Below are 24,804 nucleotides of genomic sequence, written 5' to 3' on the forward strand. Positions count from 1 at the left end.
ATTCCGCCCTTTTTTATTGAAGGTTTAAACATGTACAAGTCCGCTTTACCACACCTACAGATGCTGCTCTTCACTTTTGTGATAGCCATGACCTTCCCTATCGGTAAGCAGCTCATGTTAGAAGTCCCGCCAATGATTGCAACTTGGCTTAGGTATATCATTGCTGCGATACTTTTTACCCTCTTGCTGGCTGTGACTCGTCGATTAAGATTACCTAGTTGGAAGAGCTTAGTACGCTACACCTTGGTTAGCTTGCCTTCATTATTGTATTTTACAGCTATGTTCAGCGCCCTGACTCAAACGGCGGCGTTCGCAACGAGTGCCTTGTATACATCGGTTCCCCTCATTACCGCCTTACTGGTCGTTCTGGTAAATAGGCACTTAGGTAAGCTGAGCAACTGGGCTGCATTGGGCTTAGGCTTTGTCGGTGCGCTGGCCCTAGTCATGCAGCAAGCCAGCGACTCAAGCATTGATGTAACTTGGAATTCTGGTTACACGCTTTTCATGCTGGGATGCATCGCAATGGCTGCAAACCCTTTGATCATCAAGGCCTGCTATCGAGAAGAGGGTTTTATGGTGTTTACTGGATGGAGTTTATTTGCCGCAAGCCTTCTGTTATCCCTAGCGTTAATGCCTGAAATTGTTGCTTATAACTGGTTGCAAGTGTCATCTGATGCTTGGCTCGCCACTCTATACCTTGCAATATTTGCCACAGCGATCAGCTTCTTTCTATTTCAAAGAGCGAGTGTCAGCTTAGCGCCCCAGCAAGTTTCTGCCTACGTTTTTTTAATTCCTGTGTTTGTATTGCTCACTGGAGAGTCGATTGAAGTAAACTGGAACTACACGATACCTGCAATACTGTCAGTCACCTTTACGATGGCTTTACTGATGCGTAAACAAGCCACCTAAGTATCCTTTGCCGGGCAAAGCTCTGTTCGACATAGCGATGCCTAGCTTATACCAATCAGTATAAAGATTCGGTCACTCAGCGAGAGTTTAGCGGTTATGAGGCAAGGTCATTAATTGCTCCTCGGTAAATGCTCCTGCGTTACTCTACCTCCTATATCCATATAGTCGTGCATGAATGACATTCGCATTATCCATGCTGCTCGCAACGAGTGCAGAGCATAGCTGAACTAGGGTTAAGCTCCCTCTTGTTCCTTAAGAGTCACAGCATTAGAGCCGCTAAAACACGCCATTCTGGAGCGTTTTGGGCTGCCTACTTCTGCGTTGAACAACCTCACAAGAGAGTAACCATTCTTTCGCTATTCGCCTTGAATTATACCAATCAGTATAAAGATTTGGTCACTCAGCGAGAGTTTAGCGATTTTGAGGCAAGGTCATTAATTGCTCCTGCATTAATGACATTCACCACATCCATGTGGTTTGCAACGAGTGAAGAGCATAGTTGAACTAGGGTTAAGCTCCCTCTTGTTCCTTAAGAGTCACAGTATCAGAGCCGCTAAAACTCGCCATTCTGGAGCGTTTTTGGCTGCCTACTTCTGCGCTGAACAACTTCACAAGGGAGCAACCATTCTTTCAGTTATTCGCCTTGAATTAGTTTGCCAAAAACGTTATGAGTAGATCAACTTCTTATCCAGATAGCTCCAAGGCTTGGGAAGCTCGGCACTCGCAAATATGTTTCGTGCATTTTTCATGCTTGCTATCGATTAGAGGTTTTTTGAAAATCACAAATTGCAGACGTAAAAAAGCCCGCTACATGGTAGCGGGCTTTTTTGCTTCTCTTTCGAGAATAAATAGGCGTCTGGAAATGGCCAGCTTCGAGACCATTTATATGCATCCTGCATAAATGGCATTCTCTACACCCTGTAGGTCACAAGCTCTCCGCGTTCATAGCCTGCATCAAGCAGTGCTTGATAAGCGCAGACTATTCACCCTACTCCACATGGTTATTGAACCTCGCTACGCTCGAGCTTTCTACTTCCCCATATTCGAGTGGTCAATTCTCGTACCAGCCAAAAACGAAAAAAGCCCGCTACATCGTAGCGGGCTTTCTCACTTCTCTTTCGAGAATAAATAGGCGCCTGGAAATGACCTACTCTCACATGGGGAGACCCCACACTACCATCGGCGATACTGTGTTTCACTTCTGAGTTCGGAATGGATTCAGGTGGTGCCACAGCTCTATGGTTTCCAGACAAATTCGGTAAATTTGAAAAGCTGTTACTCGCTAGCGCAAGTAATTGAAATTATTTTTGAGTTCACACTACATTAAGTGCTTAAATTCTAACTCTGGTGTCTGTTGAAACATCAGTCTCATACAAAACCCATTAGGGTTGTATGGTTAAGCCTCACGAGTCATTAGTACAAGTTAGCTCAACGCCTCACAACGCTTACACACCTTGCCTATCAACGTCCTAGTCTCGAACGGCTCTTTAGAGGAATTAAATTCCTAGGGATGACTCATCTTAGGACTCGCTTCCCGCTTAGATGCTTTCAGCGGTTATCGATTCCGAACGTAGCTACCGGGCAATGCCATTGGCATGACAACCCGAACACCAGCGGTTCGTCCACTCCGGTCCTCTCGTACTAGGAGCAGCTTCCTTCAATCATCCAACGCCCACGGCAGATAGGGACCGAACTGTCTCACGACGTTCTGAACCCAGCTCGCGTACCACTTTAAATGGCGAACAGCCATACCCTTGGGACCGACTTCAGCCCCAGGATGTGATGAGCCGACATCGAGGTGCCAAACACCGCCGTCGATATGAACTCTTGGGCGGTATCAGCCTGTTATCCCCGGAGTACCTTTTATCCGTTGAGCGATGGCCCTTCCATACAGAACCACCGGATCACTATGACCTACTTTCGTACCTGCTCGACGTGTATGTCTCGCAGTTAAGCTGGCTTATGCCATTGCACTAACCGTACGATGTCCGACCGTACTTAGCCAACCTTCGTGCTCCTCCGTTACTCTTTGGGAGGAGACCGCCCCAGTCAAACTACCCACCAGGCACTGTCCCGAACCCCGATTCAGGGGCCGCGGTTAGAACATCAAAACTACAAGGGTGGTATTTCAAGATTGACTCCACTCCATCTAGCGACGAAGCTTCAAAGTCTCCCACCTATCCTACACATGTAGGTTCAATGTTCAGTGCCAAGCTATAGTAAAGGTTCACGGGGTCTTTCCGTCTAGCCGCGGGTATACGGCATCTTCACCGCAATTTCAACTTCACTGAGTCTCGGCTGGAGACAGCGTGGCCATCATTACGCCATTCGTGCAGGTCGGAACTTACCCGACAAGGAATTTCGCTACCTTAGGACCGTTATAGTTACGGCCGCCGTTTACCGGGGCTTCGATCATGAGCTTCTCCGAAGATAACCCAATCAATTAACCTTCCGGCACCGGGCAGGCGTCATACCGTATACTTCCTCTTGCGAGTTTGCACAGTACTGTGTTTTTGATAAACAGTTGCAGCCACCTGGTATCTGCGACTCTCGGCAGCTTAGGGAGCAAGTCCCATCACCACTAAGAGCGTACCTTCTCCCGAAGTTACGGTACCATTTTGCCTAGTTCCTTCAGCCGAGTTCTCTCAAGCGCCTTAGTATTCTCTACCCGACCACCTGTGTCGGTTTGGGGTACGATTCCTACTAACCTGAAGCTTAGAAGATTTTCCTGGAAGCATGGCATCAACTACTTCATCACCTTAGTGACTCGTCATCAGTTCTCAGCCTTAAGTACACCCGGATTTGCCTAAGTGTACAGCCTACAACCTTAAACGCGGACAACCAACGCCGCGCTAGCCTAGCCTTCTCCGTCTCTCCATCGCAGTTAGCAGAAGTACGGGAATATTAACCCGTTTCCCATCGACTACGCCTTTCGGCCTCGCCTTAGGGGTCGACTCACCCTGCCCCGATTAACGTTGGACAGGAACCCTTGGTCTTTCGGCGAGGGGGTTTTTCACCCCCTTTATCGTTACTCATGTCAGCATTCGCACTTCTGATACCTCCAGCGTGGGTTACCCCTTCACCTTCAACGGCTTACAGAACGCTCCTCTACCGCACTAGTGCAAGCACTAGTACCCATAGCTTCGGTGTATTGCTTAGCCCCGTTAAATCTTCCGCGCAGGCCGACTCGACTAGTGAGCTATTACGCTTTCTTTAAATGATGGCTGCTTCTAAGCCAACATCCTAGCTGTCTAAGCCTTCCCACATCGTTTCCCACTTAGCAATAACTTTGGGACCTTAGCTGATGGTCTGGGTTGTTTCCCTTTTCACGACGGACGTTAGCACCCGCCGTGTGTCTCCCGTATAGTACTCATTGGTATTCGGAGTTTGCAAAGGGTTGGTAAGTCGGGATGACCCCCTAGCCTTAACAGTGCTCTACCCCCAATGGTATTCGTACGAGGCGCTACCTAAATAGCTTTCGAGGAGAACCAGATATCTCCCGGTTTGATTGGCCTTTCACCCCCAGCCACAAGTCATCACCGCATTTTTCAACATACGTGTGTTCGGTCCTCCAATTGATGTTACTCAATCTTCAACCTGCCCATGGCTAGATCACCGGGTTTCGGGTCTACACCTTGCAACTAAACGCGCAGTTAACACTCGGTTTCCCTACGGCTCCGCTATTCGCTTAACCTTGCTACAAAATGTAAGTCGCTGACCCATTATACAAAAGGTACGCAGTCACGGTCTCAAGAACCGCTCCCACTGCTTGTACGTATACGGTTTCAGGTTCTATTTCACTCCCCTCACAGGGGTTCTTTTCGCCTTTCCCTCACGGTACTGGTTCACTATCGGTCAGTCAGGAGTATTTAGCCTTGGAGGATGGTCCCCCCATGTTCAAACAGGATGTCACGTGTCCCGTCCTACTCGTTTTCACGTAAAGTTAGTTTTCATGTACGGGGCTATCACCCTGTGCCGCTGTGCTTTCCAACACATTCCACTAACACCCTCTACGCTTAAGGGCTAATCCCCGTTCGCTCGCCGCTACTAGGGGAATCTCGGTTGATTTCTTTTCCTCCGGGTACTTAGATGTTTCAGTTCCCCGGGTTCGCCTCACTACACTATGTATTCATGTAGTGATACATGCTTATGCATGTGGGTTTCCCCATTCGGACATCGTTAGCTCAAATGCTTGTTACTAGCTCGCCAACGCTTTTCGCAAGTTACTACGTCCTTCATCGCCTCTGACTGCCAAGGCATCCACCATATACGCTTAGTCACTTAACCATACAACCCAAATAAGTCTCTATGAGAAATACTCGTTGTCTTGAGCGGGTAAGCTCAACACAGCCGTACTGTAACTAATGGTTTCTACTTTCGCCAAAATTAGAATTTTTATCTCATTGCTCAACAAGTTAATGTTAAACAACAAGCTAAGACACTTAATGTTAAGTGTTTTTAGAACTCAATTTTTTAATTTCGCGCTAATCCTATAAATAACAACACGATAAATCGTAGTCATTATCCCTTTCAGATTAACACTATCAGCTTTCCAAATTTTTAAAGAACGATATCAACTGCAACTAAGGCAGGATATTTTGTCGCTCATCTCTACAAGTAGAGACAAACAAGCAATCTGTGTGAACACTCAACAACGATTAAGTTAGTCGTATAGGTAAGGAGGTGATCCAGCCCCAGGTTCCCCTAGGGCTACCTTGTTACGACTTCACCCCAGTCATGAACCACACCGTGGTAAACGCCCTCCCGAAGGTTAAGCTATCTACTTCTGGTGCAGCCCACTCCCATGGTGTGACGGGCGGTGTGTACAAGGCCCGGGAACGTATTCACCGTAGCATTCTGATCTACGATTACTAGCGATTCCGACTTCACGGAGTCGAGTTGCAGACTCCGATCCGGACTACGACCGGCTTTGTGAGATTAGCTCCACCTCGCGGCTTCGCAACCCTCTGTACCGACCATTGTAGCACGTGTGTAGCCCTACTCGTAAGGGCCATGATGACTTGACGTCGTCCCCACCTTCCTCCGGTTTATCACCGGCAGTCTCCCTAAAGTTCCCACCATTACGTGCTGGCAAATAAGGATAAGGGTTGCGCTCGTTGCGGGACTTAACCCAACATTTCACAACACGAGCTGACGACAGCCATGCAGCACCTGTCTCAGAGTTCCCGAAGGCACTAAGCTATCTCTAGCGAATTCTCTGGATGTCAAGAGTAGGTAAGGTTCTTCGCGTTGCATCGAATTAAACCACATGCTCCACCGCTTGTGCGGGCCCCCGTCAATTCATTTGAGTTTTAACCTTGCGGCCGTACTCCCCAGGCGGTCTACTTAATGCGTTAGCTTGAGAGCCCAGTGTTCAAGACACCAAACTCCGAGTAGACATCGTTTACGGCGTGGACTACCAGGGTATCTAATCCTGTTTGCTCCCCACGCTTTCGTACCTGAGCGTCAGTCTTTGTCCAGGGGGCCGCCTTCGCCACCGGTATTCCTTCAGATCTCTACGCATTTCACCGCTACACCTGAAATTCTACCCCCCTCTACAAGACTCTAGTTTGCCAGTTCAAAATGCAGTTCCCAGGTTGAGCCCGGGGCTTTCACATCTTGCTTAACAAACCGCCTGCGTACGCTTTACGCCCAGTAATTCCGATTAACGCTTGCACCCCTCGTATTACCGCGGCTGCTGGCACGAAGTTAGCCGGTGCTTCTTCTGCGAGTAACGTCACACCCAAACGCTATTAACGCTTGAGCTTTCCTCCTCGCTGAAAGTGCTTTACAACCCGAAGGCCTTCTTCACACACGCGGCATGGCTGCATCAGGCTTTCGCCCATTGTGCAATATTCCCCACTGCTGCCTCCCGTAGGAGTCTGGACCGTGTCTCAGTTCCAGTGTGGCTGATCATCCTCTCAGACCAGCTAGGGATCGTCGCCTTGGTGAGCCATTACCCCACCAACTAGCTAATCCCACCTAGGTTCATCCAATCGCGGAAGGCCCGAAGGTCCCCTCCTTTCCCCCGTAGGGCGTATGCGGTATTAGCAGTCGTTTCCAACTGTTATCCCCCTCGACTGGGCAGATACCTAGGCATTACTCACCCGTCCGCCGCTCGTCACCTCAGGAGCAAGCTCCCTTGTGTTACCGCTCGACTTGCATGTGTTAGGCCTGCCGCCAGCGTTCAATCTGAGCCATGATCAAACTCTTCAATTAAAGTTTTTTTGCTTCTTCCACCTTACAAGTAAGGCTAAATCAGCGGCTCAACGAATTCTGTATTACATATTGCTATGAACACTCATTCATTAAGTAATTTTTTGATTGCCTCATTCTTTACTAGAAAGAAGTAGGCAATTTCGAATAACTTAATCTCTGTGAGTGTCCACACAGATTTGCTTGTCATATTGTTAAAGAGCGGTGCTAACCCTATTAAGAACAAGTCTTTCAGTTAGCAGCCTAAGACGCTAGGTCGTTGGCTTGGGTTGTGTATTCTACACTTCCCGTCGTTGGCGTCAAGCACTTATTTTAAGAAGTTTCTCAAGCGGTGTGTTCTTAATCGCTAATGCGAAAATCATTCACTACTCGAAGCTCTTAAAGCGTTTGTCACCTAGTTCAAATCTCTTTCGATTTTCAAACCTCACCTCTTACTTAAAAGAGATACTGATTAAGCTGCAAGTCCCGTGTTACCTAGCTTAACGACTATTTCTAATCTCAAGCGTAAGTCTACTTGGCCTGCTGTGCCGTGTCAGTGGATGCGCATTATAGGGATGTGAGATTAAAGCGCAAGGCGCTTTCTTAATAAAATTAGAACATTCGAATCAAATGAACATCATTTACACGATACGCTGTTTTATACAGCATTGCGGGCTGTAAAACATACGAGTTTGGGTGTTAACGGAGTATGTAATAGCTCATCACCGAATGCTGATAACGAAAATGCCCCTAGATGGGGCATTTTCGTGTTTGCTATTTAGTTCTACTACTTACTAGAGGCGCTGTTATTATATCAATTTCTATCTGCTTGCTAGATATGCAGGAACATCTGCAATTGAATCTAACACCACAGTTGCAGCCGCAATCGCGTCATCTGTTACTGACTTGCCGGTTCTAACAAGAATGCGTGTCGGTACGCCTGCAGCCTCTGCTGCTAACATATCATCTCGTTTATCACCCACCATGACCGACTGAGACAGATCGATTTTTAAAAACTGTGCCGCCGAGTTAAGCATGCCAGGTTTCGGTTTACGGCAGTCACAATCGATTTTGTATTCGCCAATGCCCTTTTCAGCATGATGTGGGCAGTAATAGATGCCATCAAGCTCAACACCTTTATCAACAAAGTTCCAATCCATCCACTCCGTTAATGAATGAAACTGATCTTCACTATACATTCCTCGAGCAATACCAGACTGGTTGGTAACGACTGCAAGTAGATATCCCATCTCTTTAAGTGCAGCGCACGCATCAAACACACCGTCTACATATTCAAAATCATCAACCTGGTGTACATAACCATGATCTAGATTGATAACGCCATCTCTGTCTAAAAACACCGCTCGATTCACAATACATTCTCTCTAATATGCAATGGCTATTATTATTTCACTCATTACAACAAATTGCACCGTGAACTTGCTATATAGCAAGTAATATCGTGTAATGGATAAAGTATACACTTTACTTGTTCTGCCGATTCTCAATAACAGGTTCGCCTGTAAATAAGTAGCAATGGAAATTATAAGATGTCTAATATCTATAACCAAAGACGCGATGAACTGCTTAATCAGTTACCGAATAATAGCTTAGTGCTTGTAGCTGGCTACCAGCAAAAAGTGCGCAGCAAGAATATCAAATACCATTTTAGACAAGATAACGACTTTCTCTATTTAACTGGCTTCAACGAACCCGATGCCATTGCATTGCTTATTAAGAGTGATGTAAACCAATACATCTTATTTTGTCGTCCAAAAGACCCTGCTCAAGAGGTCAGCTTTGGCGCACGCGCAGGTATTGAAGGTGCCATAGAGAGGTACGGTGCAGATAAGGCGTATTCCGTTGCAGAGTTCGAAGATTCCTTGTTACCACTCCTGCAAGGTATTAACACTATCTATCTTAGTGATGAAGTGAGCCGCTTCTCATCACAGCTTATTGGATGGGCAAATAATCAAAGGCATCACTGCTCATTTGACACTCCTAAGCAGTTCACCTCGATTAAACCGTTAGCCGAAATACTGCATGGGATGCGTGTCACAAAATCTGTTGAAGAGATCGCGAAAGTACGCGCAGCGGTAGCTGCGTCAACCGCAGGCCACAAAGCGGTGATGCAAGTATGTCGTGCGGGTATTAACGAGCGAGAATTATCATCGTTATTTGATTTTACTATCGCTAAACATGGTTGTAATGCAGTTGCCTACCCTAGTATCGTCGCTGGCGGTAATAATGCCTGCTGCCTGCATTATGAAGATAACTGCTGCGAATTATCCAACGGCCAGATGCTACTTATCGATGCCGGTGGTGAATTTGAACATTACGCTGCGGATATTACCCGCAGCTACCCCGTTAATGGCACCTTTTCACAGGAACAAAAAGCCATCTACCAATTGGTGCTTAATGCGCTAGATCAGGCCATTGCCAAGGTGCGACCTGGAGCGGCTTGGAATAGTCTTTATGAGACTTGTATGCAAGTGATGGCCGAAGGTCTAAAGGAGCTTGGATTGTTAACAGGCAGCATTGACGAGATCATGGCAACAGAAAGCTATAAGCGCTTTACCGTACATAAGACAGGCCATTGGCTAGGCATGGATGTTCATGATGTGGGCCCCTATCATGACCAAGACGGTAATTGGTGCACACTAGAAGTGGGCATGGTGTTCACTATCGAGCCGGGAATTTATTTCGCTAAAGATGCACTCGACGTTCCCGAAGCTTATCGTGGCATGGGGATCCGTATCGAAGACGATATCTTAGTCACCGAAACAGGCTTTGAAAATCTGTCAGTCGATGTGCCTAGAACAATAGAAGAAATTGAAGATTGCATGGGAGCCTAAAGCTATCGTTATTCAATCATAAAAAATAGCGTTAGGCGCAATAATGCAATAGTTCATGTTATTGCGCCTCTCTCTACTCGGCCATTATCGCAATTAGCTCCATAGTGAGTAAAACCACAGACTCAATGTACTACACTAAAAGAAGTACTTGTGGCTCAGCGAATATCCGTTTCCATGCAAAATTTTAAACCGACGCCTAAAACACAGGATCCCTCCTCTGCCAAAGATAGCCCCTTGGCACGTAAGATTGGCCTGCCTCTACTGACGCTTTATGGACTGGGGACCATGCTCGGCGCTGGGATCTACGTGTTAGTGGGTAAAGTAGCGGCCTATGCTGGCATGCTCGCACCACTCTCCTTTATCGTTGCCGCCATTATCGCCTACGTGACAGCACTGAGTTACTGTGAGCTGGTATCCCGCTTTCCTCAAAGTGCTGGCGAAGCCTGTTATGTCGAGCAGGGATTCCAGCGTCGTTATTATGGCATCATTGTCGGTTACCTAGTGGTGTTTACCGGCATAGTGTCATCTGCAACACTGATAAATGGCTTTGTCGGCTATTTAGCCCATTTTGTCGAGATCCCACGCCACGTCAGCATATCTGTAATGCTGCTGTTACTCGGGCTCATTGCAGTATGGGGGATCGCCGAGTCACTCTGGCTCGCGGCCGTGTTAACCGTCATCGAAGTATTCGGCTTGTTACTGGTCATTACGATTGCTGGCAGCGCACTTCCAACTTCCTTAGATCTACAACAAGCTTTTATACCTGAAAGTACACTCGTATTAGGAGGTGTGCTCAGCGGCGCATTTCTCGCTTTTTATGCCTTTATCGGCTTTGAAGATATGGTCAATATTGTTGAGGAGGTTAAGTCCCCAAGCAAAACCATGCCAAGGGGAATAATACTGGCATTTATTAGCGCCAGCTTACTCTATGTGGTTGTGGCGTTAGTCGCAGTCTTCTCTCTTCCCTTAGAGCAACTCGCGGCCTCAGATGCTCCACTTAAAGATATTCTGAGCCCCCACCACCCCATGGCGGGTACCTTAATCAGTGTCATCAGTTTATTTGCCATACTAAACGGCATATTAGTGCAGATAATCATGGCTGCCAGAGTGCTATATGGTATGGCTCATCAAGAGCGAGCCCCGGCTTTTTTCGCCAAAGTAAACAGCAAGACACAAACGCCGATCATCGCCACCATTATCATTACCGTCATTGTTTGCTTTTTCGCGCTCTGGCTGCCTCTTGTCACTCTGGCCAAAACCACCAGCTTTATTATTCTGATTATTTTCGCTTTAGTTAACCTGTCACTTTGGCGTGTCCAGCGCCAAACGGCCAAAGAGGAACTGAAAGATAAGGCGAGAGATAAAGCTAAAAAACGCAAAGGCTGGCCGATTACAGGCGCTCTGCTGTGTCTTTTCCTACTTGGGGTGCAAATTTTTAGCTACCTTTTAGCTTAAACCAAGACCAATTAAGCAGAAAAAAAGAAACTGATGCTGACGAAGTGCAAGCATTAGGAATTGATAACAAGCCCTGTCTCAATATCTAAATCTCGAGATCTAAGCCTCAAGCTCTAATCCTCAATATCTAAGCTACGAGCTTTCCGCTATGAGCTCCTCACCTAGAGATAGTGACTAAAAGTTCGACTTGGCCCAATCGCTGAGTTTATCTAATGGTTTGGGAAACCCTAAAGCATAGACAAAACGATTCTCACTATCTTCAAACACGTTGGTATTCACCGCGAGTAAAACAAAACCTTCATCTAACAATGCACTGGCATCCTGACAGCATTCGGTTTCAACTATCTTTGAAATTTGAAGAAGCACTTCTTGAGAGATATTCATTGCAAGTTTATCCATGATAATCCTTATGCTCTTGAGTCTATAACTCATTGTAGAGTACATGACCAGAGGTGACGTTAATCTATCTCTTGCCTATCTCCTCATCCATATTTCATACAGGCTAACAACCAACCTGCGACCTCGAGCCTAGATGCAGCCAAAAGTCACTCCTTAAAAACGCGCTCTCATTTGCTGGCTCTCACCTCGCAAACTACAATCTAAGATACTAGGTTTTATAGCCCAATAAGCTAAAAACAGCGAGCCTTGCCCACCAGCCAGATGGAGTCGATAATGGATGCAGACTACTTAATTGTCGGTAGTGGTATATCCGCATTAGTGTTCGCCGCTCTAAGTGCAAAATCGGGCCGTAAAGTGGTGATCCTGGAAGCACATCAATATCCTGGAGGCTTCGGGCACACTTTTCCCATAGGCAAGCATTACAAATTTAATGCCCAACTTCACTATGTGTGGAATTGTGGTGAAGGAGAAACCGTTAACCAAGTTCTTAAGAAACTGCAATTAGAGCAAAAAGTCACTTTCGAGTCATTTGATCCACAAGGTTTCGATCATATGCGCATGCCTGGATATCAACTCGATATTCCCTCTGATTCAGAGTTACTGCTTACCCGCCTAGAGGGCCTATTTCCTAAGCATACTAAGCAATGCCGCGCCTTTATTGATGAGGTCAGACGAACTGCTGATGGGCTAACCGTGCTATCCGGTGACGAACGCTTTAAAAATATCTTCAAAAATCTAGAAAAAGCCGCAACTGCATATAGAAACATCAGATTTACTCTGCAGCAGATGTTTGACAAACATAAGCTGCCACAGGAGGCGCAAACGCTGCTCGCACTTCAGTGGCCCGATTTTCTGCTTCCGCCAAATCAGCTTTCATTCTGTGCCTGGGTGCTGCTTTTTACTGGGTATCAAAGAGGAGCCTACTACCCTACGCATCATTTTGAGCATGTGATCCATTCATTAGTCGACACCATTAAAGAAAATGGCGGAAAAATTATCTATCAGACACAGGTCGATAAATTTATTTTAGAAAATAATCGTGTCATTGCAGTCGAAGCAACTGAACTCATAACCAAAGAGACAATCCGTTACGCAGCAAAAAGCATCGTCTGTAATATGGATCCTAAAAAAGCCGCCCATCTCATCGGCATAGAGAAATTCTCTTTGAAGGTAAGAAGACAACTGAACTATGACTATTCAGCATCTAACTTTATGGCCTATTGCTCAGTCAAAGATATTAACTTAGCGAACTACGGCTTTGGCAAGTGGAACATTTTTCACACCGGTCATAACGATCTTAACCTTGCCTTCGATGCCATGTATCACAATCATGACTACTCGGCTCCCAGTTTCGCCATGTCCACTCCTGGCTTTTTAACTCAAGACACGTCGGATAGACCAGAAGGGCATCAGATTATCGAGTTTGTCACCGTTGCCGATTACCAATATTTTAAAGATTTAAAGGCGCGCGATCCAAGAGCCTATAGGCAGAAGAAACGAGCGATATTAGATGCCATAATCAATACGGTTGAAGAGCATTACGTTCCAAACTTTAGAGAGTATTTATCCTATAAGAGCACAGGGAGCCCAACGACAAATGAGGACTTCTGCTGGTGCCCAGAGGGGAACTCCTACGGCTCGGCGATGACACCGAGCAATTTCAATCTGTGGCGGTTAAATCACAACAGCTCACTACAGGGTCTCTATTTTTGTAACGCCTCGTCCGGCTATGCTGGTTTTGCGGGTACATTTTGGACCGGAGCCAAGCTATATCAACATCTAAGCGGAGATCGCATTCTATAACTTGGCTAGACTAGCGACGAATAGGAGGAAGATATGAAGTTTGCGATCATAGGAGGTGGCGCTAGCGGTATGATAACCGCCTACTATCTGAGTAAACAGGGGCACACTGTGAGCGTGTTTGAGAAACAAGCCATGTTAGGCGGACACATACGCACAGTAAACAAAAACATAAAAAATCCCAACATTCCGCAAAACCTAATACTTGAAGGCGGTGTGGTTGAGTTTTCCAGTAACTTTAAGCACTTTCTCTCTTTGATGGATGAACTCAATGTTAGCCTCGAGCCCCTGAACGTTGGCTCGGCAATCTTTAAGCGCAATAAGAAACGTTTTCTTTCTCCCTCCGTTATCACGGGTAATATAAAGGGGTTGGCTCTCATCGCTGAGTTTTTCAAACTCGCTTATGTTTATCTCTCTGCGAACTGGTTATTGCTGCAGATATATTTCAAACCCTCATCATCTCTTATAGGCAAGCCTTTTGCTGACTACGTCACTAAACATCAGGTGAGAAACACTTGGTTAAAGCTATTTACTATGTATTGTTTCTCTATTCCCTACAAAGCCATCACCAAGATTCCTGCAGAGTTAGCGTTTAATATTTTTAGGCGCTATTTTTGGGCGGATTGGAAACGAATAGATGGCGGGGTCTACAGCTATATAGAGAAAATTGAACGCCGCTTAAAGGGCAAAGTCATTCTCAATGCGAACATAAAAACAGTGATCCGCTCCTATAGTGGCGTCACACTGCACTTTGCCGATGACAGCAGTGAGCATTTCGACAAACTCGTTTTAGCCGTTCCACCAGATCAAGTGTTGCGCTTAATATCAGAGCCAACAGCTTCAGAAGTGAAGCACTTCTCCCCTTGGCAAGCCAATATTGCTAAAACAGTGCTGCATCGAGATGCGCTAGTTTATCCACGCTTCGGTATAAACCAACCATCGGAGTTTGATTTTTTTCAGACCCAAGCTGGATGGGGCTATAACGCTAGCCTAACCCGGATCTGTAATCTACCGCCAAAGCCGCAATACAGCTTGGCCTATAACATTGAGAACTTGATTGCAGAACAAAATATCCTGCAAACATTTGAGCACCACACGCCGCTCTATAGCGTCGATGCATTTCGATACCGCCGCAATATTATCGACAACAATGGCGCTAACCACACCTACCATGTCGGTGCCTATCTCTATGACGGTCTACACGAGGGCGCGGTGCTGTCGGCCAAGAAAGTGGCCAAGTTGGTTAAAAACTTAGAGACTAAAGAGCACGAAGCTAACTCTAAATAACTCTAACTAACTCTAACTAACACGGCTAGATTGTCTATTCGAACTGCCACAAAATAAGAAACCACCGACCTAAGTCGATGGTTTTTTTACTTATATATGGGCAGTTTTTACAGCCTTATACAAAATAACGGTAACGAGCAGATGAAAGCTCGCGTGCCAATATGAAGCGATATACAGTAAGAAAGAGATCAACACGGTGCTCTCAATAACAATCAATTTCTGCAGCGTATTCACTTAATAACTCCGTTTAAAAAGTCCACTTTCATATGCTGAATGTTAGGCTAACTCTAACTAAACCTATCTATTCGATAGGGGCTTAAGTCAATATCAGCCTGCTTACCTAATACCTCTTGCGTCAATAACTTAGCCGTAATCGCCGACCAAGTGAGCCCCAGGTGCTGGTGACCGAATGAGAAAAACACATTCGATTGCTTCTGGCTTCGACCCAAGACTGGCAGGCTATCTGGCATAGAGGGCCTAAAGCCCATCCAACGCTCACCGTCCTCAACGGATGCGTCAGCAAATAGCTCCGGCAGCAATGCCTTTGCATGAGGAAATAGGCAATTAGCTCTTGCCTCTACTAAAGGCGCCTTCAGACCACCAAACTCAACCGTACCGGCTAACCTTGTGCCACCCTGCATCGGGGTGATGATGAACTTACGATTATAAGAGGCTACCGGACGAGACAAGCAGCTGCGCTGCGGCATCATCAAGTGATAACCCCGCTCTGTTTCCAAAGGCACCGAATAGCCTAGCTGCTTAGCAAAAGGCTTAGACCAGGCGCCTGAGGCAATAATCAGCCGTTCGGTGGTATGGCTCCCAAAATTTGTTTCTAACCTGATATTCGAATCTGTATTGGAGCTACTGATCTTCACTAACTCTTCGGTGACCACCTCTCCCCCCATCTGTTTAAATTTAGCTTCTAGAGCCAAACATAAACGATAGGGATCTTCAGTGTGACCCACATGGGTAAAGTACAACGCATTGGTGATATTAACACTCAACGAAGGCTCTAGTCCCCTGACTTCATCGCCACTCAATAACTGAACTTCGACTCCCGCTTCGGCATAAGCACGAAACTCTTTGTGTACTTCCTGCTGCGATGTGCCTTCAAATACCAGCAAGCTGCCGTTAAAGGTCAGTAACTCTTCACAGCCACAAAACTCAGCAAGGGACTTTATCGCCGCGATAGAGCCTTGATTAAGCGCTTTAATCGCTCGACTATTATTGGCTCTACGTGAAGGCAACATATTGTGTAGGAAACGCAAAAACCAAGGTAGCGCCTTTAAAAAGTACTGAGGTTGAATACGAAACGGCCCAAGCGGATCCAGCAGCATACCTGGCAGCTTGGGTAACATGGCAGGATCCGCTAAAGGAAATACCTGCTCGGTGGCAAAGTGACCAGCGTTGCCCTTTGAAGCTCCCGCACCCGCGCCCTCTCTATCCACAACCGTGACATTAAATCCCGCTCGCTGCAGCTCTATCGCCGCCGCTAATCCCACAATACCTGCGCCAACAATGGTCAATGTGTCAGGATGCCTATTATTGCTCATAACTTTTCTCCACTCATTTTGCTGATGCAATTAACGCAACATAAAACCGTTTTGAAACACATCATCGGAGTCGATAAAGAACTGATGCTTGCCGGTAATATAAGAGCGACCCGAAACCTCAGGGATCACCGCCTGTTTACCATGAAACTCGGACACCGCCGAGGCACTAACAATCATTCTGCCATCGACAATGCTTTCAATCATCAGCGGCGCGTTAAGCTCGACCTCGCCCTTGGCATATAAAAGCGCCACTCTCCCTGCAACGCCTGTTCCCGTAGGTGAGCGGTCCACTTCACCATCAGCAAAAATACACACATGGCGTGAATGAGCCTCGGGGTTCGTCACCTTTTTCGAGGTAAAGATGGTGCCATAAAGAAAGCTTAACTCTTCCTCTAGTGGATGTACTAATGGGTGAGTTGCCATTACCGCCAGTTTAATTCTGCGGCCAATATCAATCAGCTGCGCCACATTATCTTGACCACAGCTAATGCCGTGAGCATCGGCATCGACATAAGCATAATAGGCGCCACCAAAGCCGATATCATAGCGAACCTCACCAAAACCCTCGACATTCACACTGCAATCGAGTGCATCGGCCCAAGAGTCTACATTCTTAAAGCTAGCATGAGTTTTACCCTGCGGATCGCGATAGGCCTTGGCGGTAATCAAACCTGCTGGCGCATCGATTTTAATGATCCGTGATTCTTGTCCTAAATCGATAGCCCCCGTTTGGCACATCACCTTAACTAAGGCCAGGATCCCGTGACCACACATGCTGCTATAGCCTTCGTTATGTAAAAAAAGCACCCCAAAATCAGCCTCAGGAGTCACTGCCTCTGTAATCAATGCACCATACATGTCCGCATGGCCCCTAGGTTCATGCATCAGTAACTTGCGGTAACGGTCCAGATTTTGCTGCATATATTGACGCTTCTCTAAAATCGTAGCGCCTTTGATCTCCGGATACCCCGAAATAATAATCCTTAGTGGCTCACCCTCGGTGTGGGCATCAATGGTGACAAAATCTTTGAAATGACTCGCCAATTCAGGGCTTATTGTGATCGATTGCATATTTTTATTGCTCCAGCGATAATATTTGGATATTGTATACAATAATTCTTGTGGTTTTGGTAGCAGAATTTCATATACATTCCCAATACAAAAGGGTTTCATTTTGAAAACATGCGTATACAATATACCAACCCACATATAACTCCAAACGCGACACAGCAGTAATAGAGGCTTAATATGAACGTAAATTGGCAAGGTGTTTTTCCTGCGATCTCAACACAGTTTAATGAAGATGGTTCAATCAATTACGAGTCGAATGCTCGCATGTTGGAAGATCTGATCAGAGATGGTATTGACGGAATTATTGCTTTAGGCACAATCGGTGAGAACGCCTCTCTAAGCCCTGAAGAAAAGCGTGAGTTCATCAAGCATACCGTTGAAACGGTAAATGGTCGTATTCTTGTTCTAACAGGCTGCACTGAAAACACAGCAGAAGCAGCATCTTTGTACGCTCAAGATGTTGAAAAGCTGGGTGTTGATGGTCTAATGCTACTTCCTGCTATGGTATATCGCGGCACCGACCGTGAAGTGGTAACTCATTACCAAACGGTAGCGCGTTCAACTCAGCTACCTATCATGATCTACAACAACCCTGTCGGTTATGGCGTAGACATCAATCTTGAAATGACGGCGATTCTTGCTGAAGAAGAAAACATCGTTGCGATTAAAGAGTCGACTACCGATACCCGTCGCTTAACTGAGCTACAAAGCCGTTTCGGCGAGCGTTTCAGCATCCTATGTGGTGTTGACGATATCGCACTTGAGAGCTTACTTCTTGGTGCAACAGGCTGGATCTCTGGTCTAACCAACGTATTCCCACGTGAATCTGTGACGCTTTATAAGCTAGCTCGCGCTGGCCGTCTTGAAGAAGCACGTGAGATCTACCGTTGGTTCATGCCACTGCTACGTTTGGACACCATCCCAACACTTGTACAGTGCATCAAGTTTGCCGAACAGATTGTGGGTCGTGGTAGTGAAAATGTTCGTCTACCGCGTCTTACGCTAATCGGCGAAGAGCGTGCATACGTTGAGCAGGTTATTGCTCATGCGTTAGAGACTCGTATCAATCTAGACAAGTACAACATCGACTAATAAAAAAGTCTGATCGCCAGTAAACCAGCCGTTTAATGCAGATTAAGCGGCTGGCTTAGATCACTCTAACAATAATAGCGATAACAATAACGATAACAATGGAGTGTTTTACATGCTGAAAGGCACTTTTTTTTGTGTTGATGCCCATACCTGCGGCAATCCGGTTAGGTTAGTCACTAGCGGCCACCCTCACCTGCTTGGCGATACCATGAGTGATAAACGCCAACATTTCCTTCGTGAGTATGACTGGATCCGTAAAGCCTTAATGTTTGAACCTCGCGGCCACGATATGATGTCCGGCGCCTTTCTTTACCCTCCTTGCTCTGACAACGCTGATGCATCTATTCTCTTTATCGAAACCAGTGGCTGTTTACCTATGTGTGGCCACGGCACCATAGGCACAATCACCGCCGCCATTGAATCCGGCCTGTTAACCGCTAAGACACCAGGTCGATTAATTATCGACGTCCCTGCAGGTCAAATTAGCATCGATTACCAGCAAACTGGCCAGAAAGTCGATTGGGTCAAAATTTATAACGTTGCCGCTTACCTCGCCCATAGAGATAAAACCTTAGATATTCCAGGACTCGGCACACTCAAAGTCGACGTATCTTACGGTGGTAACTATTACGTGATTGTCGACCCGCAGGAAAATTTCCCAGGGCTTCGTCACTGGAGCGCGGGAGACATCCTAAAGTGGAGCCCAATCGTTAGGGAGGTCGCCCAAGAGCAACTCACTTGTATTCACCCAGATGACCCAACTGTCAACGGCGTCAGCCATGTGCTCTGGACTGGTGACCCTATCAGTGATGGCTCCGATGGTGCCAACGCAGTTTTCTATGGCGACAAAGCTATCGACCGCTCTCCTTGTGGCACAGGTACCAGCGCACGTCTAGCCCAGTTATTTACTAAAGGCTTACTCAGTGTTGGCGATGAATACACCCACGAAAGCATTATCGGTAGCCAGTTTGTCGGTCGCATCGAAGCTGAAACCAGCGTCGGTGAACACAGAGCGATTATGCCGAGTATCAAAGGCTGGGCAAGGATCACCGGCAAGAACGCCATCACGGTAGATGATAGCGACCCTTATGCCTTTGGCTTCCAAGTAGTGTAAAGAACCCTATTTCTAAATGAGCTTTAAAACTCAGGAGTAAACATGACAGATTCAAACCAAGTTGCGATTTCAGGCCAACACTTTATTAATGGTGCATGGACTAACGAGTCAACAGACTTCAGCAGTACTAACCCAGTGACCAACGAAGCCCTTTCGTTTCGCTTTGCTAATGCCAGCAAAACCATCGTTGCCAGTGCGGCGGCTGCGGCGAAGCAAGCCTTTGTTCAGTATCGCAGTCTTGCACCTACGCGCCGTGCCGAGTTTTTAGAAGCAATTGCCGATGAGATCCAAGCAGATATTGTAGCTATTACCGAAACAGCTCATTTAGAAACAGGTTTACCGATGGCGCGCCTTCAAGGCGAAACCGGGCGTACATGTGGTCAACTGCGTTTATTTGCAGGCAACTTACGAAACCCTATCGACAGCCGCTATGTGGATCTCGCTAACCCAGCAAGACAACCACTACCCAAGCCAGAGACCAGACTGACGACACTACCATTAGGCCCAGTTGCCGTATTTGGGGCCTCTAACTTCCCGCTAGCATTCTCAACTGCGGGCGGCGATACCGCATCGGCACTCGCCGCGGGCTGTACCATTGTTGTTAAAGGGCATCCCGCCCACGCCGCAACAAGCGAACTTGTTAGCCGTGCAATCGAGCGTGCAGCCGTTAAGTGTGATATGCCAAACGGCGTGTTTAACTTGGTCCAAGGTTGTGCACCAGAGGTGTCGACTCAACTAGTCACAACCCCAGCTATCAAAGCTGTTGGCTTTACCGGTTCACTCAAAGTTGGCCGCATCTTATCGGACCTTTGTGCAGCACGCGCTGAGCCAATCCCCTTCTATGGCGAGCTAGGCTCAATCAATCCGCAGTTTATCTTAGCAAATATCTTAGATGAGCAAGCTGAAAGCTTAGCAACTACTCAAGTGCAGTCAATGCTAATGGGCCACGGTCAGTTCTGTACTAGTCCAGGCGTAATCGTGGCTGTTAAGGGTGATGCCTTAAATCGCTACAAGGCAACACTGGCTCAAGATATCGCATCCCAAAGCGCTGCCAGCATGCTTAGCGCTGGTATTGCTGCCAATTATCAAGCACAGATTGAAACACTACTGGCAGATCCAAAAGTGGAGCTTATCGCTCAAGGAGAGTCATCGCCAGCCAACCACTTTACTCGCCCTATGGCATTGAAAGTGACGGCAACAGAGTTTATCGCCTCGAATGCGATTCAGCAGGAGGTATTTGGTCCCTGTGCCGTATTAGTCGAGTGCGATGATAGCGCGCAGATGCAATCAATTGCCGAGCAGCTTGAAGGGCAATTGACCGCCACAGTACACGGCCTAGTGCCTGAGCTGACTGAAAACACAACCCTCATTGAAGCCATTGCTTTCAATGTTGGACGCTTGATTTTCAACCAGATGCCTACGGGTGTTGAAGTGTGTCACTCGATGAATCACGGTGGTCCATACCCAGCTAGCACCGACAGCCGCACCACTTCTGTTGGCTCGGCCGCCATGGAGCGCTTTGAGCGACCAATCTGTTATCAAAACATGCCTCAAGCACTGCTTCCAACGCGTGTACAAGAGGGAGAAGCTGGCGTAAAGACTTTCTAAAACGGTCAAAATATGATGGGGAACCATCTGTTCCCCTTTCATTATATTGACATTAGCGGTACCCTAGGACGGATCAACTTGTATAAATAACAAAAAATCGGGAACTATGAGCAGAACAACACCTATCGTCCATAAAACTCGCACACAAATTGTGGTTGAGGTGCTTAGGGAAAAAATCCTCTCCGGTGAAATTGCGGCAGGAAAACCCTTGCGTCAAAGCGCTTTAGCCGATGAGTTAAATGTTAGCCGGATCCCGGTAAGAGAAGCCTTACTGCAATTAGAGGCCGAAGGCTTAGTTAAATTTGAAGCCCATAAAGGCGCTACAGCAACACTGTTGTCAGCTGAACATGTCACCGAACTTTTTGATTTACGAGCACTGATTGAAGGCGACTTGCTCGCTAAATCGATTCCGAATTTAAGTGAAGAAGACCTTAATCAAGCCGAAAATATTCTTGAAGAGATGGACGCGGCCTTCCAAGATGAAGAGCAAGTCGAAAATTGGAGTGGATTAAACGCCCAATTCCATACTTGTCTTTATAGTGCGGCAAATCGCCCACATACACTTGAAGTCGTTCAAGGTCTTAACACTAGCTGTGACCGATATATTCGATTACAGCTGTTTTTAGCAAGCGGTGTACCTAAGGCTCAACAAGATCACCGTGAACTGCTTGAATATTGTAAGAAGAAAGATATTGAAAAGGCCGTCGAGCTACTACGCGCACATATCTTGCACGCTGCCGAAGCGATCCGCGTACTGGTTAGCCAACAAGACGACTAGCTCACTGTTTGATTAGCATAATCCTTGCTAAGCTTCACTTATACAGATCCCATAGGGCAGAGCTAAGGTTCTGCCTTTTTAATTTAAGAGAATACCTAGATGCAGTACGCCACTATTACTGGTTGGGGAAAGTGTGTTCCGCCAGCCACTCTAACAAATCATGATCTTGCAACATTTATCGAAACCTCAGATGAGTGGATTAAACCACGCACGGGTATTAGCCAAAGACACATCAGCCACGTTGATACGTCTGCGCTAGCCTCTGTTGCCGCCAAACGTGCGCTTGCAGCAGCAGGGCTAGATGGTAGCGAGCTAGATATGATTATTCTCGCCACAGCAACACCAGACACTTTAATCCCAAACATCGCTTCGACAGTACAAGCCGATGTGGGTGCAACCTGCGCCGCATTCGATATCAACGCTGCATGTAGCGGCTTTTTATATGGCCTAGGTCTAGCTAGCTCACAGATCAAGAGCGGCCAGTGTAAAAAAGTATTGGTGATTGGTGCTGAACGCCTATCTTTTTTCCTCGACTGGTCTCGTCGTGATACTGCGGTATTATTTGGCGATGGCGCCGGTGCTGTAGTAGTTGAAGCTACAGATGAAGCGATTGGTGTATTAGGCTACGAGCTTAATAATGACCCTGATGGCCGTGACATCCTAAAGGCTGGCTTTGGTACTGCGATGGATAGATTTGAAGCTTCGTCTTTAGATTTCTACATCGAGTTTAATGGTCAAGAGATCTTCAAACGCGCTATCGCAGGCATGGGTAAGCTAAGCACGAAAGTGATTGAAAAGTGCGGCATCGACAAAGATGAGATCGACTGGGTTATTCCTCATCAGGCGAATGAACGTATTATCGATACACTAATTAGCCGCATGAAGATCCCGAAAGAGAAAGCCATAGTTAACATTGCCAACTACGGTAACACCTCTGCTGCGACAATTCCGATTGCGATCTGTGATGCCCTAGAGCAAGGTAAGATCCAGCCTAACCAAATGATTTTGTCTTGTGCATTTGGTGCCGGCCTGACTTCTGCAGCGGCATTGATTAAGTGGGGCGATAGAGTCACACCAATTAACACCACCGATGCTGAGCTACCGCCTTGTGATAAGACAGGTATCGAACTTGTCGCTAAAGCGGTTAAGCATTTCTGCGGCTAAGCTCCCCTTAGTCGTAGCCAATAGCTGAATAAAAACACCGAACTCAGTTCGGTGTTTTTTTATGTCAGTGTTTGATGACCACTTGACTATGTGTGATTATGACAATTATGAGTACAAATCCAGTTCGTCCCAATAAACCGCTTCTGAAAAGTGGTTACCGATTTTATCGTTAAGCTTACTGAAACTTGATAAAGCCCGCTCCTCTCCAGTTAAACAGTGCCAGACAAAACGGTGGCAGTTGTTGTCGAACAGATCATAGTCTCGATAGCTAAAAATAGACCGCTTAGCCCTATCAAGCACTTGCTCGCCAATTAAGGCTTGGTGCTGATGGTTACAGGCCTGATAGATGCGGCTTCCCGTGCGTCCGGCTAAAAAACGTTGTACCGATACAGCTCGCACCAAACCACTGCCGTGTAGTTCCACCAGCGTATTATCATCAATCCAAATACCGGTGTGCTCAATCACACCAAAGACGAAACAACACACTAGGCCCCCAGGCTCTGGTGCAACCATTTTATCGCCAGTTTTCCATAGACTGGGGGCAAGCGCTGCCGATTGCCCCTGACGATGCTCGGCATTTGCCTTTCCTTGTCGACGCTTTAACGCTATCGACTTTTGCTTCTCTCGCTCTTCAGCGACAATTGCGGCTCCAACGGCCGCCGCACCTAACCAAATTAACGGAAATGCCATCTGCTCTTCCTATTTATTTCACTGAAACAACTGTCTCGCTAAAATTCGATTTTGAGTTCAAATAAAGCTAACTATAGATAATATAGAGAATGGCTTTCAGCCCATGAAGCATAAAAGTGTAACGAAGCCTTTCTCCACTTGATCCGTTTTAGCAAGGCTTCCTCGTTTTTATGCAAGTAAAACTAGCTTATAAAAATCTCAAAACTCTAACTAAAATACGCGCTAACACATTGAATAGTCCCTTTTAATACACTACCTTAAATATTAGTGGTTTTATAAGGGAGTGATAAATGAAAGGGATTATCTTCGCAGAGTTTCTAGAGCTAGTTGAAAATTCTTTTGGGCTTGATGTCTGCCAAAAAATGTTAGACGAGAATAAAAATGACGGGGTCTACACTAGCGTTGGAACCTATGACCATAAAGATTTAGTCAATCTCATTATAAGCTTAAGTAAACTAACTGGGGTATCAGTTGAGGAGTTACAACGGATTTATGGTCAATCCGTCTTTAAAACCCTATATAACAGCTTGCCTGGACTCGACGGTAAGGCAGACTCTACCTTTAGCTTTATTAAGAGTGTCGAAGAGTACATTCATGTTGAAGTCAAAAAGCTCTACCCCAATGCTAACCCACCCAGCTTTAACTTTATCTCTTCCAGTAAGACACAACTTGTTATGGACTACCAGTCTGCTCGCTGTATGTCACATGTGTGTCTCGGACTCATTCAAGGCTGTGCCGAGCACTTTGCAGAAAATATCGAGATTCAAATGGACCCCATTACTGCCGATGAGTCTCAAGTTCGGTTTACCATCACTTGTCTAGAATAGTTTGAGT

At 46.5% G+C, this 24,804-nt stretch carries 16 protein-coding genes and 3 rRNA genes; 11 read left to right on the forward strand and 8 right to left on the reverse strand.

From position 1 onward, the window contains the following. The first annotated feature begins 30 nt into the window (after window positions 1–30). Window positions 31–909 (forward strand): DMT family transporter, encoded by an 879-nt coding sequence (locus SHAL_RS13235; protein ID WP_012277630.1) that lies wholly within the window; start codon window positions 31–33, stop codon window positions 907–909. Between the two features lie 1,134 nt (window positions 910–2,043). Here the strand turns inward: SHAL_RS13235 and rrf are convergent. The 4 genes from rrf to gmhB all read right to left on the reverse strand — a co-directional run bounded on the left by rrf (window position 2,044) and on the right by gmhB (window position 8,477). After that, window positions 2,044–2,159: ribosomal RNA gene (gene rrf, locus SHAL_RS13240) — 5S ribosomal RNA — on the reverse strand. Window positions 2,160–2,301: 142 nt separating this feature from the next. Further along, window positions 2,302–5,196: ribosomal RNA gene (locus tag SHAL_RS13245) — 23S ribosomal RNA — on the reverse strand. Between the two features lie 389 nt (window positions 5,197–5,585). Continuing rightward, window positions 5,586–7,128 (reverse strand): 16S ribosomal RNA (locus SHAL_RS13250). Together the 16S, 23S and 5S rRNA genes form the textbook arrangement of a ribosomal RNA operon. 797 nt (window positions 7,129–7,925) lie before the next feature. After that, a complete protein-coding gene (gmhB, locus tag SHAL_RS13255) occupies window positions 7,926–8,477 on the reverse strand; it encodes a D-glycero-beta-D-manno-heptose 1,7-bisphosphate 7-phosphatase (protein WP_041416009.1) in 552 nt (183 codons plus the stop codon). Window positions 8,478–8,654: 177 nt separating this feature from the next. On the opposite strand from gmhB, the gene SHAL_RS13260 reads away from it, so the two are divergent. Both SHAL_RS13260 and SHAL_RS13265 read left to right on the forward strand, forming a co-directional pair. Then, window positions 8,655–9,959 carry an aminopeptidase P N-terminal domain-containing protein gene (locus tag SHAL_RS13260; protein ID WP_012277632.1) on the forward strand — a complete coding sequence of 435 codons (1,305 nt, stop codon included), beginning with the start codon at window positions 8,655–8,657 and terminating at the stop codon, window positions 9,957–9,959. Between the two features lie 174 nt (window positions 9,960–10,133). Further along, window positions 10,134–11,414: an APC family permease gene (locus SHAL_RS13265; RefSeq protein WP_012277633.1), complete on the forward strand. Its 1,281-nt coding sequence runs from the start codon at window positions 10,134–10,136 to the stop codon at window positions 11,412–11,414. A 174-nt stretch (window positions 11,415–11,588) separates the two neighbouring features. On the opposite strand, the gene SHAL_RS13270 is transcribed toward SHAL_RS13265, so the two are convergent. After that, window positions 11,589–11,813, reverse strand: coding sequence for a hypothetical protein (locus SHAL_RS13270; RefSeq protein WP_012277634.1), 225 nt, complete (start codon window positions 11,811–11,813; stop codon window positions 11,589–11,591). A 273-nt stretch (window positions 11,814–12,086) separates the two neighbouring features. On the opposite strand from SHAL_RS13270, the gene SHAL_RS13275 reads away from it, so the two are divergent. After that, a complete protein-coding gene (locus SHAL_RS13275) occupies window positions 12,087–13,616 on the forward strand; it encodes a phytoene desaturase family protein (protein ID WP_012277635.1) in 1,530 nt (509 codons plus the stop codon). A gap of 33 nt (window positions 13,617–13,649) precedes the next feature. Continuing rightward, window positions 13,650–14,900 carry an FAD-dependent oxidoreductase gene (locus tag SHAL_RS13280; protein ID WP_012277636.1) on the forward strand — a complete coding sequence of 417 codons (1,251 nt, stop codon included), beginning with the start codon at window positions 13,650–13,652 and terminating at the stop codon, window positions 14,898–14,900. Between the two features lie 287 nt (window positions 14,901–15,187). Here SHAL_RS13280 and SHAL_RS13285 read toward each other — a convergent pair whose 3' ends face one another. Then, window positions 15,188–16,453 (reverse strand): NAD(P)/FAD-dependent oxidoreductase, encoded by a 1,266-nt coding sequence (locus SHAL_RS13285; protein ID WP_012277637.1) that lies wholly within the window; start codon window positions 16,451–16,453, stop codon window positions 15,188–15,190. A gap of 30 nt (window positions 16,454–16,483) precedes the next feature. Continuing rightward, on the reverse strand, window positions 16,484–17,524 hold the full coding sequence (locus SHAL_RS13290) for a proline racemase family protein (protein ID WP_041416010.1): 1,041 nt from the start codon (window positions 17,522–17,524) through the stop codon (window positions 16,484–16,486). Between the two features lie 177 nt (window positions 17,525–17,701). Here SHAL_RS13290 and SHAL_RS13295 point away from each other — a divergent pair, with 177 nt between their 5' ends. From SHAL_RS13295 to SHAL_RS13315, 5 genes are all read left to right on the forward strand, one after another. After that, complete coding sequence (locus SHAL_RS13295; protein ID WP_012277639.1) at window positions 17,702–18,616, forward strand: dihydrodipicolinate synthase family protein; 915 nt, start codon at window positions 17,702–17,704, stop codon at window positions 18,614–18,616. 112 nt (window positions 18,617–18,728) lie between these two features. Beyond that, a complete protein-coding gene (locus tag SHAL_RS13300) occupies window positions 18,729–19,730 on the forward strand; it encodes a 4-hydroxyproline epimerase (RefSeq protein WP_012277640.1) in 1,002 nt (333 codons plus the stop codon). A 42-nt stretch (window positions 19,731–19,772) separates the two neighbouring features. Beyond that, entirely contained in the window at window positions 19,773–21,338 is a 1,566-nt protein-coding gene (locus tag SHAL_RS13305; RefSeq protein WP_012277641.1) for an aldehyde dehydrogenase (NADP(+)), read from the forward strand. A gap of 106 nt (window positions 21,339–21,444) precedes the next feature. Next, window positions 21,445–22,116 carry a GntR family transcriptional regulator gene (locus SHAL_RS13310; RefSeq protein ID WP_012277642.1) on the forward strand — a complete coding sequence of 224 codons (672 nt, stop codon included), beginning with the start codon at window positions 21,445–21,447 and terminating at the stop codon, window positions 22,114–22,116. A gap of 99 nt (window positions 22,117–22,215) precedes the next feature. Next, window positions 22,216–23,280 (forward strand): ketoacyl-ACP synthase III, encoded by a 1,065-nt coding sequence (locus SHAL_RS13315; protein ID WP_012277643.1) that lies wholly within the window; start codon window positions 22,216–22,218, stop codon window positions 23,278–23,280. Window positions 23,281–23,385: 105 nt separating this feature from the next. On the opposite strand, the gene SHAL_RS13320 is transcribed toward SHAL_RS13315, so the two are convergent. Beyond that, a complete protein-coding gene (locus SHAL_RS13320; protein WP_012277644.1) occupies window positions 23,386–23,970 on the reverse strand; it encodes a lecithin retinol acyltransferase family protein in 585 nt (194 codons plus the stop codon). Between the two features lie 290 nt (window positions 23,971–24,260). On the opposite strand from SHAL_RS13320, the gene SHAL_RS13325 reads away from it, so the two are divergent. Further along, the gene (locus tag SHAL_RS13325) at window positions 24,261–24,797 is read left to right on the forward strand and encodes a heme NO-binding domain-containing protein (protein ID WP_012277645.1); all 537 of its coding nucleotides are present in this window, start codon (window positions 24,261–24,263) and stop codon (window positions 24,795–24,797) included. Window positions 24,798–24,804 lie beyond the last annotated feature (7 nt).

The organism is Shewanella halifaxensis HAW-EB4 (genome assembly GCF_000019185.1).
GTDB lineage: Bacteria > Pseudomonadota > Gammaproteobacteria > Enterobacterales > Shewanellaceae > Shewanella > Shewanella halifaxensis.

What these genes read in the sequence shown, in the direction of transcription:
- SHAL_RS13235 (WP_012277630.1), top strand. Translation starts at nt 31, where the DNA reads ATGTACAAGTCCGCTTTACCACACCTACAGATGCTGCTCTTCACTTTT.
- SHAL_RS13260 (WP_012277632.1), top strand. Translation starts at nt 8,655, where the DNA reads ATGTCTAATATCTATAACCAAAGACGCGATGAACTGCTTAATCAGTTA.
- SHAL_RS13265 (WP_012277633.1), top strand. Translation starts at nt 10,134, where the DNA reads ATGCAAAATTTTAAACCGACGCCTAAAACACAGGATCCCTCCTCTGCC.
- SHAL_RS13270 (WP_012277634.1), bottom strand. Translation starts at nt 11,813, where the DNA reads ATGGATAAACTTGCAATGAATATCTCTCAAGAAGTGCTTCTTCAAATT.
- SHAL_RS13275 (WP_012277635.1), top strand. Translation starts at nt 12,087, where the DNA reads ATGGATGCAGACTACTTAATTGTCGGTAGTGGTATATCCGCATTAGTG.
- SHAL_RS13280 (WP_012277636.1), top strand. Translation starts at nt 13,650, where the DNA reads ATGAAGTTTGCGATCATAGGAGGTGGCGCTAGCGGTATGATAACCGCC.
- SHAL_RS13285 (WP_012277637.1), bottom strand. Translation starts at nt 16,453, where the DNA reads ATGAGCAATAATAGGCATCCTGACACATTGACCATTGTTGGCGCAGGT.
- SHAL_RS13290 (WP_041416010.1), bottom strand. Translation starts at nt 17,524, where the DNA reads ATGCAATCGATCACAATAAGCCCTGAATTGGCGAGTCATTTCAAAGAT.
- SHAL_RS13295 (WP_012277639.1), top strand. Translation starts at nt 17,702, where the DNA reads ATGAACGTAAATTGGCAAGGTGTTTTTCCTGCGATCTCAACACAGTTT.
- SHAL_RS13300 (WP_012277640.1), top strand. Translation starts at nt 18,729, where the DNA reads ATGCTGAAAGGCACTTTTTTTTGTGTTGATGCCCATACCTGCGGCAAT.
- SHAL_RS13305 (WP_012277641.1), top strand. Translation starts at nt 19,773, where the DNA reads ATGACAGATTCAAACCAAGTTGCGATTTCAGGCCAACACTTTATTAAT.
- SHAL_RS13310 (WP_012277642.1), top strand. Translation starts at nt 21,445, where the DNA reads ATGAGCAGAACAACACCTATCGTCCATAAAACTCGCACACAAATTGTG.
- SHAL_RS13315 (WP_012277643.1), top strand. Translation starts at nt 22,216, where the DNA reads ATGCAGTACGCCACTATTACTGGTTGGGGAAAGTGTGTTCCGCCAGCC.
- SHAL_RS13320 (WP_012277644.1), bottom strand. Translation starts at nt 23,970, where the DNA reads ATGGCATTTCCGTTAATTTGGTTAGGTGCGGCGGCCGTTGGAGCCGCA.
- SHAL_RS13325 (WP_012277645.1), top strand. Translation starts at nt 24,261, where the DNA reads ATGAAAGGGATTATCTTCGCAGAGTTTCTAGAGCTAGTTGAAAATTCT.